The following is an 11294-nucleotide window of genomic DNA, read 5'->3' on the forward strand; positions in this document are numbered from 1 at the left end:
CGCGGAAAAACTTGAGGGAGAGCCCGATGTCAGCAGCCGAGGGTCCGCTCGTCGTCGGCGTGGACACGTCCACCCAGTCCACCAAGGCGCTGGTCGTCGACGCGGCCACCGGCCAGGTCGTCGCGAGCGGCCAGGCACCGCACACGGTGTCCTCCGGGGCCGGCCGCGAGAGCGACCCCCGCCAGTGGTGGGACGCCCTGCGCGAGGCCCTGCACCAGTGCGGTGACGCGGCCCGCGAGGCCGCCGCGGTATCGGTCGGCGGGCAGCAGCACGGGCTCGTCACCCTGGACGAGCGCGGCGAGCCGGTCCGCCCGGCGCTGCTGTGGAACGACGTACGCTCGGCCCCGCAGGCCCGTCGGCTGACCGAGGAACTGGGCGGAGCGAAGTTCTGGGCGGAGCGCACCGGGTCCGTCCCGGCCGCGTCCTTCACGGTCACGAAGTGGGCCTGGCTGGCGGAGCACGAGCCGGAGGCCCTGCGCGCCACGAAGGCCGTACGTCTCCCCCACGACTACCTCACCGAGCGCCTCACGGGTGAGGGCACCACCGACCGCGGTGACGCCTCCGGCACCGGCTGGTGGGCGTCCGCGACCGAGTCGTACGACGCGGAGATCCTCGCCCACGTGGGGCTCGACCCGGCGCTGCTGCCCCGCGTGGTGCGGCCCGGGGAAGTGGCGGGCACCGTGCGCGACAGCCACGACCTGCCCTTCGCCAAGGGCACCCTGGTCGCGCCGGGCACCGGCGACAACGCCGCGGCGGCGCTGGGCCTCGGGCTGCGCCCCGGCACGCCCGTGCTGAGCCTCGGCACGTCGGGCACGGTGTACGCGGTGGCGAAGCGCCGCCCCACCGACCCCACCGGCACCGTGGCCGGCTTCGCCGACGCGCACGGCGACTGGCTGCCGCTGGCCTGCACCCTGAACTGCACGCTCGCCGTCGACCGCGTCGCCGCCCTGCTGGGCCTGGACCGCGAGGCCGTGGAGCCCACCGCGGACCTCACGCTGCTGCCCTACCTGGACGGCGAACGCACCCCGAACCTGCCGAACGCCTCCGGCCTCCTGCACGGTCTGCGCCACGACACGACCGCCGGCCAGCTGCTCCAGGCCGCCTACGACGGCGCCGTGCACTCCCTGCTCGGCGCGCTGGACCTGGTCCTCGACGAGGACGCGGACCGTTCGGCTCCCCTGCTGCTGATCGGCGGCGGCGCCCGGGGCACGGCCTGGCAGCAGACCGTGCGCCGACTGTCCGGGCGGCCGGTCCAGGTGCCCGAGGCCAAGGAGCTCGTCGCGCTGGGTGCCGCGGCACAGGCGGCGGGCCTGCTGACCGGCGAGGACCCGGCCGCCGTCGCCCGCCGCTGGAACACCGCCCGGGGCCCGGTGCTCGACGCCGTCGAGCGGGACGAGGCGGCGCTCGCCAGGATCGCCGGGGTACTCTCCGACGCGGCCCCGCTGCTGGAACGGGGCACGGACACCCACTGAGCATCGACGAATCGACGGAGGCATGACCGCACCGCTGCACGAGGCCCGGCCGACCGGCCCGGGGCGCGCACTGCCCGACACCCAGCAGGGCATGCGCCGCCGCAACCTGGCCCGGGTGATGCACGCCGTCAGCGCCGAGGGACCGCTCTCGCGCGCGGCGGTCGCCTCACGCATCGGCCTGACCCGGGCAGCGGTCTCGACCCTCGTCGACGAACTCATACGCACCGGACTGCTCGAAGAGCTGGGCCCCGAGCGGCCGGGCCGGGTGGGCCGCCCCGGTTCGGCGCTCGCGGTGAGCGGGCGCGGCCCGTCGGGCATAGGTGCCGAGATCGGCGTCGACCACCTGGCGGCCTGCGCCGTCGACCTGCGTGGCGAGGTGCGGGCCCGCGCCGTGCGGCACGGCACGAACCGGGGCCGCTCCCCCGAGCCGGTGGTCGAGGAACTGACCGGCCTCGTGCGCCAGGTGGTCGCCGAGGCCGAGCGTGAAGGGCTGTGGCCGGCCGGACTCGCCGTGGCCGTCCCCGGCCTGGTCGCCCGCGACGCCCGTACGGTCGTCCGCGCGCCCAACCTCGACTGGCAGGACGTCGATCTCGGCGCGCTGCTGCCCGGGGAGTTCCCGCTGACCGTGGACAACGAGGCCAACTTCGGCGGACTGGCCGAACTCTGGCTCGGCGCGGACACTCCGGGAGACTTCCTGCACGTCTCGGCGGAGATCGGCATCGGCGCCGCGCTGGTCGTGGACGGCAGCCTGCTGCGCGGCACCCGCGGCTTCGCCGGTGAGCTGGGCCATGTGCCGGTGCACCCCGACGGACCGGAGTGCGTGTGCGGCGGGCGCGGATGTCTGGAGCAGTACGCCGGCGAGGAAGCCGTGCTGCGCGCCGCCGGGCTGGAACCGGGCGAGGACCGCGTCGGACTCCTCGCGGGACGCGCCGCGGACGGCGACCCAGAGGTACGGCGGGCGCTGCGCGAGGCGGGAACGGCTCTCGGTATCGCTCTCACCGGCGCGCTCAATCTCCTGGACCCGGAGGGCGTCGTGCTCGGTGGCGCCCTGGCCGGGCTCGCGCCGTGGCTGCTGCCGTCGCTCGAGACCGAGCTCGCCCGGCGTACGGCGGGTCCCGCCCGTCCTGTGTCCGTCTCGCGGCTGGGTCCCGAGGGCCCGTTGCTGGGGGCCGCGCACTCGGTGGTGCGGGCCGTGCTGGACGATCCCGCGGCGGTGGCGGAGCGGGCCTGAGCGGACGGGGCCATGGACCGGTCGCGTCGCCGGCCGGCCTCCGCCCTCGTGTCGGCCGAAGGGCCGATGGGACCTGGAACTCCCCGTTCGGGTGAGCGAGTTGTCCACAGTTCCACGCTCGTCCACCGAATCCCGGCGTGTCCTCCTGCCCGACCCGCAGGCGCCGTAGCGTAATGCGTGCGGGACACAGCCGCCGCATGGTGACGGCAGTGGCCGGCCGGTAAGCGATCACGGGTTCGGCGAGTCGGACGCGTACCGGATCGACCGACGCCCCGCACGCGCTCCGGTGCCGCCCGCCGGACGTCCGAGACCCCGAAAGGCAGCACCTCTGTGGAACGAGCGAAAACCCTCCCCGGCCGACGCCGGATCCTGAAGGGCGCCGCCCTCGCCGCCGTTCCCTACGTGCTGCTGCCCGACGCGCGGGCCGACGCCGGGCCCCGGACCGTCGACTACCCGCTCGCCGAGTGGCAGCCCGCGACCCCCGCAAACCGCACCGCGGCGAACCGCCCCACCACCCATCCCGTCGACCGCGTCGTCATCCACGTCACACAGACCCTCTGTGCCAAGGCCCTGACCGTCTTTCAGAACCCGCGGAAGAAGGTGTCCGCCCACTACGTCGTGCGCTCCGTGGACGGTCATGTGGCGCAGTGCGTGCGCGAGTCGGACATCGCCTGGCACGCGGGGAACTGGGACTACAACACCCGCAGCATCGGTATCGAGCACGAAGGATGGGTGGACAGACCGGCCTACTTCACCGCCGCCCTCTACGAGGGGTCCGCCCGGCTGACGGCGTCGGTCTGCGACCGGTTCGGCATCCCGAGGGACCGGGCGCACATCATCGGCCACTACGAGGTGCCGGGCACCGATCACACCGATCCCGGTCCGAACTGGGACTGGGGCCGCTACATGAGACTCGTCGGGCGCGCGTAACCCGAACCGGACCGAAAGCGGATGGCCACCTTCGGGATGACGTCGTCCAAACGGTTGTCGGTCCGCGCACCCGGAGTGACGATGTCTCCAGCCGTATCGCCTTCCGGGAGGACGAGTTGACCGATCCCTGGGTGGCCCTGGAACCGGGTGCCGACCCTGCCGAGCGGGTGCGGATCCTGCGGCGGGCGCATGAGACGTTCACCGAGGCGGGCACCGTGCCGCGGCCGGTGCGTGCCGTCGTGGCCGACTCCTGGCGGCGTTCCGCGCGGGCCGGCGTCGGTCCCGACGGCACGGCGAGCGTCGAGCTGACCGACGGAGATCTCGGCGCCTACCGGTCCGAGCATCCGCTGGCGCCGGTGATGCCGTTGTTCCGTGAGCTGATGGGCACGTTCGCGGCCGACGGAGAGCATCTGCTTGCGGTGTGCGACGCGCACGGCAGGCTGCTGTGGGTCGAGGGTCACGCCGCGACCCGGCGACAGGCGGGGCGGATGAACTTCGTGCCGGGTGCGCGATGGGCGGAGAGCGCGGTCGGGACGAACGCGCCGGGCACCGCGGTCGCCCTGGACCGGCCGGTGCAGGTGTTCGCGGCCGAGCACTTCATCCGGCGGGTGCAGCCATGGACGTGCGCCGCCGCCCCGGTGCACGATCCGCGGACCGGGCGGGTGCTGGGTGCCGTGGACATCACGGGCGGGGACGGACTGGCGCATCCGCACAGCCTGGGCTTCGTGCAGGCGGTCGCGCGGGCCGCGGAGGCACACCTGGCGCTGCTCGCCCCGGAGCGGCCCGCCGTCGACGCACCGCGCCTGACCGTGCTGGGCCGGGACGAGGCGCGTCTGGTCACCGGCGGCCGTGACATCAGGCTGAGCCGTCGGCACAGCGAGATCCTGGTGCTGCTGGCCCGTCATCCCGAGGGCCTGACGGGCGACGAGCTCCTGTGCGCGCTGTACGAGGACGAGTCGGTCACCCCGGTGACGCTGCGGGCCGAACTCGCCCGGCTGCGCGGGGTGCTCGGCCCCGGACTGCTGGCCTCGCGCCCCTACCGGCTCACCCCCGCGTGCGAGTCGGACGTCGCCGTCGTCGAACGAAGGCTGGCGGCCGGCGCGGTCACCTCGGCCGTGACGGCGTACACCGGGCCACCGCTGCCGTCGTCCCAGGCACCGGCGGTGGCACGGCTCAGACACCGTCTCGCCGAGGGTCTGCGCGCCGCGCTGATCGCCTGCGGCGACCCCGATCTGCTGGCGGACTGGGCGTACGCGCCGTGGGGCGAGGGCGACCTCGACGTGTGGCGGGCGCTCGCCGCGGCCCGCCCGACGGCCGCGATACGGGTTCGCCTCGCGGCCCTCGAGTCGGAGCTGTCGGCGCCGACCGGATGGCCGCACCCGTAGGCCCGGTGAGGCATCCACAGGCGAGGCGCCGACAGGCAGCGCGTCCCGGCGGGCGCCGCAACGTCGATGCAACGTCCGCTTCCCTAGCCTCCGCGAAGAGCTGCCCAACGGCGGGCAGCGCTGCTGAGGGAGGCAGAGCAGGATGACCCGTTACGCGGCGCCCGGCACCGAGGGCGCGATCGTCTCCTACCAGACGCGTTACGACCACTACATCGGCGGCGAATACGTGCCCCCGGCTCGGGGGCAGTACTTCGACAACCCGTCACCGGTGAACGGCGAGACGTTCACCGAGGTGGCGCGCGGTACGGAGGAGGACGTGGAGCGGGCCCTCGACGCGGCGCACGCGGCCGCGCCGGGCTGGGGCCGCACCTCGGCGACCGAGCGCTCCGACATCCTGCTGAAGATCGCCGACCGCATGGAGGCCCATCTGGAGCCCCTGGCGGTCGCGGAGAGCTGGGAGAACGGCAAACCCGTCCGCGAGACGCTGGCCGCGGACATCCCGCTGGCCATCGACCACTTCCGCTACTTCGCCGGCGCGGTCCGGGCCCAGGAGGGTTCGCTCAGCGAGGTCGACGACGACACGGTGGCGTACCACTTCCACGAGCCGCTCGGCGTCGTCGCGCAGATCATCCCGTGGAACTTCCCGATCCTGATGGCCACCTGGAAGCTCGCGCCGGCCCTCGCCGCGGGCAACACGGTGGTCATCAAGCCCGCCGAACAGACCCCGGCCTCGCTGCACTACTGGATGAGTCTGGTCGGGGGCCTGCTGCCGCCGGGCGTGGTGAACATCGTCAACGGCTTCGGGCCGGAGGCGGGCAAACCGCTCGCGTCCAGCCCGCGGGTGGCGAAGGTCGCGTTCACGGGCGAGACGTCCACGGGCCGGCTGATCATGCAGTACGCGGCGGAAAACCTGAAGCCGGTCACCCTGGAGCTCGGCGGCAAGTCGCCGAACATCTTCTTCGACGACGTGTGGGAGAAGGACGACGATCTGCGCGACAAGGCCCTCGAAGGCTTCACCATGTTCGCGCTGAACCAGGGCGAGGTCTGCACCTGCCCGTCGCGCGGCCTGATCCAGCGCGGCAACTACGGCGACTTCCTTCAGGCGGCCGTCGCCCGCACCCAACTCATCAAGCCCGGCCACCCCCTCGACACGGACACGATGATCGGCGCGCAGGCGTCCGGCGACCAGCTCGCGAAGATCCTCTCCTACATCGACATCGGCCGGAAGGAGGGCGCCAAGATCCTCACCGGTGGCGAACGCGCCGAGTACGACGGCGAGTTGAAGGGCGGCTACTACGTCCAGCCGACGATCTTCGAGGGTGACAACCGTATGCGGATCTTCCAGGAGGAGATCTTCGGTCCGGTCGTCTCGGTGGCCTCGTTCGACGACTTCGACGACGCCGTCAAAATCGCCAACGACACGTCGTACGGCCTCGGGGCCGGGGTGTGGACCCGGGACATCAACACGGCGTACCGCGCGGGCCGGGCGATCCAGGCGGGCCGCGTCTGGACGAACTGCTACCACGCGTACCCGGCACATGCGGCGTTCGGCGGCACGAAGCAGTCTGGAATCGGCCGCGAGAACCATCGCATGATGTTGGACCACTATCAGTGGACGAAAAATCTGCTTGTCAGCTACTCGCCGAAGAAGCTCGGATTCTTCTAGAAATCTCCGGTAGTTGACGTCGAAGCCTTCCCTGTCGACGCCATCTGAATCGGCTGGTGTCTGTACATCTCTGGTGATCTCCAAACTGCGCCGCATGCGGCCTCGCACAGCACCTCAGATGTGCCTGCACCGCGTACGGAGCTGAGTAGAACTTCGCACGTGACTCGGTCACGTACGGAGCTGGATAGAAGCTCGGACACGCCGCCTTCGGCGGCTACAAGCAGTCGGGCATCGGTCGCGAGACGCACAAGATGATGCTGGAGCACTACCAGCAGACGAAGAATATTCTTGATTCTTATAGCCCTCAGAAGCTCGGCTTCTTCTAGGGCCTCAAGTGGGTTGCCTGGAAGCACTGTTACGCTCCAGGCAACCCGCCACAGACAATACCCACCGCAATCAATGAATCTCTTAAGGCTACATTCTGATCTCCAAGAGGGCTTCCCACCGGACCATTCGCGGACCAAAGAGCACCGAAAGAGACAACCCATAGCCGCCCGCTCGTGAGCGCAACGATCTGTCGAGACAGGCAAGTAGCGCCGAACCGTCGGCAGCACTCAAATAAACGTCGGCCACGATGCACGCCGCTGGCACACAGCAATTGGGCAAGCACGGTTCGGTTGTACGGACCTTCTTCAGGAGATCGCTGCCGCCCAACGGCACCCTCGATATCGGCCCCTCTGAAGATGGGTCCGGCGGATCATGAGCGCTTCGGCATCCAGCGACGTGACTGACGTATCGACTGCGATCAACTATCCGCGACGGGTGGTGCGGCTGAGGGTTACGGCGCTGTTCGCGGGTGCGGTGGTCCTGATGGCCGCGCTCAACGCGGATGCCGGGGCGGAGAGCGTCACCCACACTGCTGCTGATCCGCCCCGGCCAGGGCGCGCTGGCGTCTCAGCTCGGCGCGGTCACCGTGTCCGCGGTGCCCGAGGCACAGAGCGCCGAGGTCTGCTGCGTCCAGCACGCCGTCACAAACTCGGCGCCTGCTCGACACGGCACTCGCCGGATCGATCCTGATCGCCACGACGGCGTCCCACCTCACCACCGTGCAGGACAATCCGGAGATCCCGTCCAAGGTCAAGGACCAGGCGATCGTCGAACTCGACAGCGGCGTACCTTTCCTGTCGGACGCCCAGCTCAAGTCCGCCCCCGAAGAAGCGGGCACGAGCAAGAAGGAGACCGAAGCGGCCCTCGACGCGAACGAAACGGCCAGGATCAACGATCTGCGCGCGGCACTGGCCATCGTCGCCCTCACCGCACTCCTCTCGCTGTTCTTCACCACACAGATCCCGAACACCCAGCCCGGCTCTGCGAAGCCCTGACCGCGAAGCGGCTCAAACCGAGCCGGGTCCGCTTGGCCGCGCCAACCGCACCGGAGCAGCTGATCCACACGGGCACACGGATGCGTGGCGCCGGGACGCCCACAGCCCGTCACCCACGTACCGGCGACACCACATCCCCCGGCATGGGACTTGACACCCCCTCAGAAGCTGCCGACCGGGGGGCATCGGCACCGCCGTCGACCCCGTTGGGGCCCGGCAGTGGCTCGACGGGGGGCTGCGGGCGCCGGTTCCAGGCCTCGTTCGCCAGGAGGTGCAGGATGTTGATGGTGACGATGGCCGGGGCGAGGAGGGCGACCGTGCGGGGCAGAGCCGGCTTGAGGGACAGGGCCAGGACGATGGCGGTCACGCCGTTCTGCTGGCCGAGTGCCAGGGAGACGCGGTCGAAGCGCCCCAGGTTCCGGGCGATGAACCAGCCGACGATCATCTGCGCGACGAAGGCGGCCACTCCCAGCGCGATGCCAGGTCCTGGCTCCACGCCATCGACGAGCAGCATGCCCAGGCCCAGCAGGGCCGCGTAATAGGCGGCGCGCACGATCCGGTCCATGGCCGCGAGCAGCGCGGGCGGGCGGTAGAAGAGGCCGACGACCGCCACACCGAGCATCCACCCGTAGGCGGTCGCCGCGGCGAGGATGCCGCCGAGCACCATGAGGGAGGCGGTGCCACGCCACCAGGAGGCCCGCCGGTCGTCCCGTCGCCGCAGGACATACCAGGCGAGCGCGGCCACGACGGCCAGGCCCGCGTTCCCTGCCGTGGTCAGGGCGTACGAGGTCGGTGGCACGGGGAGTTCGGAGGCGTCGCCGCCGCTCAGGGTGCTCAGCGCCAGCGGCGCCAGGTAGGCGGTGAGCAGCACGGTAACCGGGTCGTCGAAGGCGGCCCAGACGGACAGCACGGTCTTGGCCCGCTCGGACATCCTGGACCGGGTCCGGAGCGCGGCCACCGACAGGGGGTCGATCTGGGCGACCGTGATCGCGAGGAGGACATAGGCCGGCTGGTCGACGGCGAGCCACAGCACGGGAACGATCAGTGCCGCCTTGGCGAGGACCCCGACGGTGACCGCGAGGATCAGCGTGCGCAGGTCGTCGCGTGCCTCGGCGAGATCGATGCCCGAGGTCGATCCGAACAGTCCGACCGCGAGCAGCGCCGCGATGGCGAGCGAATAGGCCGCGGTGTCGGTGAGAGTGTCGAGGCCGGTGGCGGCGGACACAACCCAGCCGAGGCCGAGCACCGCGAGCATGACACTCAGATGACGTGCGGCTTTCAGCGTGCTTGTCACGGCTCGCTCCGATCCGGCCGACTCCCCACAGCGATGAGCATCCCAGCCGGGGGTACGCGCCGGGACCGAATGCACGCGGTTCGCACGTACGACGTACCCGCGTGAGCGTTTGGTCACCCGTGGCGATCTGAATCAGAACTTTTCGTCCGGTTCTTCACCCGGTGTGGCCGACATGCTCTGCACGAACCGGTTCATCTGCTGGTCGGCCAGAGCCACTCGGCTCTGGTCGAGGGTGACGCCCAGCAGGAAGTGGCCGTCGGCCCGGTCGACGTAGAACACGGCGCCCTCTTCCACGTCGAGCACGACACGCGTGAGTTTCCCCGGCATCACCGCGCGCAGGGACTGGTTCAGCCGGGCCACCACGTAGTGGAGGCGTTCGCCCAGCTCCGCGTAGCGGGTGCGGCGCTCGTCGCGGGTGAGACCGTCGAAGAACGCGGACAGGTCGGGATGGTTGAAGGCGTCCGCGGTCAGGCGGCCGATGCCGGGTGCGAAGTAGCCGGCGTAGTGCAGTGCCTGCGCGGTCACCACGTCGCGGCAGTGGTCGAGGACGGGGGAATCCGACTCCCCCCACTCTCCTTCTCTGACCAGGTGCCGTTTTTTCGTGGAGAGCCACTGGTCCGTCCGCGGAGGGGACGACTCGGTGAGGAAGCCGCCCGGGTTGGGCCTGGGGACGCCGATCCGGTCGTTCAGCGCGCCTACGAGGTCGGCCATGGCCCGGTCGCCCGTCTCGACGGCGTTCGCGCCGAGGGAGACACCGGTGAAGTAGTTGTCCGCGCGGAAGTGGTAGTGAAAGACCGCTCCGTCGCCGAACTGAAGCACGCTGCGGATGAGCCGTCCGCTGTCGACCGAGCGCAGCACGTGGTCCATGCGGCCCAGGATGTAGTGGAGCTGGCGGCCCAGGCGGACGAACGTCTCCCGTCGGTTCTCGGTCTCCGTACCGCCGAATCCGCTGCCTGCGGAGGCGGGGAGCCGGTCCAGGATGTCGACCGAGTAGTTGAAGACGCCCCAGCGGTAATCCGCGACGTGATGGAGACCGTTCTCACTGAGCGTCGTGGCACACAGCCTGATGTTCGCGTTGCTGTCGTCGGTCACATGAGGTGCGCGGCGAACCTCCGGTGGTGCCGCGGAAGGCTGTCGTCCCCTGGTGTCACTCATCTCTCCCCCATGACCCGTCGTTCAGAACATCCGGCCACAGTGCCAGCAACTGCTCGCACAGAGCCTGAAGAAGTGGGCTTGTCGTGCGCTCCGGCAGCCGCCCCTGGGCGACCGCGTCGGCGGCGCTGCGGTCGTACGGCAGCCGCATCAGCGCGGGGCCGGCCTCGGCGGAGCAGGCCGGGCCCGGGTGTGTGCCGCTCGGATCGTTACACGCCCAGCCGAGCACCTTGCCGCCCAGGCCGTGTTCCGTCAGCCAGGACAGGAGCCCGGCGGTGTCATCGCCGCCCTGTGGGCCGGGCCCGCCGATCACGATGATGTGCTCGAGCCGACGGCACACTTCCAGGGTGAGCGAGGTACGGCCGGCGCCGCAGTCGACGATCAGGCAGCCCTGGAGCTCCGCCAGTCTGGTGAGCGCGGCGCCGACGACTGGCAGGAGCGTCTCGTCCGACGGGAGTCCGTGGAGCTCGTCCTCGGGGCCGAGGGCGAACAGTGCCATGTCCTGACGCCGCGAACCCGTGTAGACGTGCCGCATGTAGGGGAGCACAGAGCGCTCGGCCAGTCCGATGCGGTCCCCGGCGAATCCGAGGAGACCGTCCACCTCGGCGTCGGACACCGTCTTCCAGAAACGGGTCAGCTCGGTCAGCCCACCGCTCTCGGTCTGCGGGTCCGTGTCCGTGTCCATCAGGATCACGGACTGTCCTACGCGGCCCACCGCGTAGTCGATGAGCAGACCGGCCGCAGCCGTCAGCAGCGTCGCCCCACTGCCAGGTGCGGCGGAAACCACTGCCACCGCGTGCGGGACACCGATGGACGTCGTCCACGGGTACTCCATCGGATAC

9 protein-coding genes and 1 pseudogene are annotated in these 11294 nt (G+C 70.9%); 7 read left to right on the forward strand and 3 right to left on the reverse strand.

Going from position 1 to position 11294, the window contains the following annotated elements:
• Window positions 1–26: 26 nt before the first annotated feature.
• The 7 genes and pseudogenes from xylB to G9272_RS46155 all read left to right on the forward strand — a co-directional run bounded on the left by xylB (window position 27) and on the right by G9272_RS46155 (window position 8006).
• Window positions 27–1472 carry a xylulokinase gene (gene xylB, locus G9272_RS07125; RefSeq protein ID WP_171395742.1) on the forward strand — a complete coding sequence of 482 codons (1446 nt, stop codon included), beginning with the start codon at window positions 27–29 and terminating at the stop codon, window positions 1470–1472.
• A gap of 22 nt (window positions 1473–1494) precedes the next feature.
• Window positions 1495–2703, forward strand: coding sequence for an ROK family transcriptional regulator (locus G9272_RS07130; protein WP_171395743.1), 1209 nt, complete (start codon window positions 1495–1497; stop codon window positions 2701–2703).
• 330 nt (window positions 2704–3033) lie between these two features.
• Window positions 3034–3633 carry an N-acetylmuramoyl-L-alanine amidase gene (locus G9272_RS07135; RefSeq protein ID WP_171395744.1) on the forward strand — a complete coding sequence of 200 codons (600 nt, stop codon included), beginning with the start codon at window positions 3034–3036 and terminating at the stop codon, window positions 3631–3633.
• Window positions 3634–3749: 116 nt separating this feature from the next.
• Window positions 3750–5018, forward strand: coding sequence for a GAF domain-containing protein (locus G9272_RS07140; RefSeq protein WP_171395745.1), 1269 nt, complete (start codon window positions 3750–3752; stop codon window positions 5016–5018).
• A gap of 142 nt (window positions 5019–5160) precedes the next feature.
• Window positions 5161–6684 (forward strand): acetaldehyde dehydrogenase ExaC, encoded by a 1524-nt coding sequence (gene exaC / locus G9272_RS07145; protein WP_171395746.1) that lies wholly within the window; start codon window positions 5161–5163, stop codon window positions 6682–6684.
• A gap of 197 nt (window positions 6685–6881) precedes the next feature.
• Window positions 6882–7010, forward strand: a pseudogene (locus G9272_RS46150) (aldehyde dehydrogenase family protein); the annotation flags it as partial.
• A gap of 720 nt (window positions 7011–7730) precedes the next feature.
• Window positions 7731–8006 (forward strand): hypothetical protein, encoded by a 276-nt coding sequence (locus G9272_RS46155; protein ID WP_171395747.1) that lies wholly within the window; start codon window positions 7731–7733, stop codon window positions 8004–8006.
• A 109-nt stretch (window positions 8007–8115) separates the two neighbouring features.
• On the opposite strand, the gene G9272_RS07160 is transcribed toward G9272_RS46155, so the two are convergent.
• The 3 genes from G9272_RS07160 to G9272_RS07170 all read right to left on the reverse strand — a co-directional run bounded on the left by G9272_RS07160 (window position 8116) and on the right by G9272_RS07170 (window position 11287).
• Complete coding sequence (locus G9272_RS07160; protein WP_171395748.1) at window positions 8116–9300, reverse strand: hypothetical protein; 1185 nt, start codon at window positions 9298–9300, stop codon at window positions 8116–8118.
• A 132-nt stretch (window positions 9301–9432) separates the two neighbouring features.
• The gene (locus G9272_RS07165; RefSeq protein ID WP_171395749.1) at window positions 9433–10392 is read right to left on the reverse strand and encodes a hypothetical protein; all 960 of its coding nucleotides are present in this window, start codon (window positions 10390–10392) and stop codon (window positions 9433–9435) included.
• Between the two features lie 55 nt (window positions 10393–10447).
• Window positions 10448–11287 (reverse strand): hypothetical protein, encoded by an 840-nt coding sequence (locus G9272_RS07170; RefSeq protein ID WP_171395750.1) that lies wholly within the window; start codon window positions 11285–11287, stop codon window positions 10448–10450.
• Window positions 11288–11294 lie beyond the last annotated feature (7 nt).

The organism is Streptomyces asoensis, from assembly GCF_013085465.1.
In the GTDB taxonomy this organism is placed as follows: Bacteria; Actinomycetota; Actinomycetes; order Streptomycetales; family Streptomycetaceae; genus Streptomyces; species Streptomyces cacaoi_A.

What these genes read in the sequence shown, in the direction of transcription:
- xylB (WP_171395742.1), top strand. Translation starts at nt 27, where the DNA reads ATGTCAGCAGCCGAGGGTCCGCTCGTCGTCGGCGTGGACACGTCCACC.
- G9272_RS07130 (WP_171395743.1), top strand. Translation starts at nt 1,495, where the DNA reads ATGACCGCACCGCTGCACGAGGCCCGGCCGACCGGCCCGGGGCGCGCA.
- exaC (WP_171395746.1), top strand. Translation starts at nt 5,161, where the DNA reads ATGACCCGTTACGCGGCGCCCGGCACCGAGGGCGCGATCGTCTCCTAC.
- G9272_RS07170 (WP_171395750.1), bottom strand. Translation starts at nt 11,287, where the DNA reads ATGGAGTACCCGTGGACGACGTCCATCGGTGTCCCGCACGCGGTGGCA.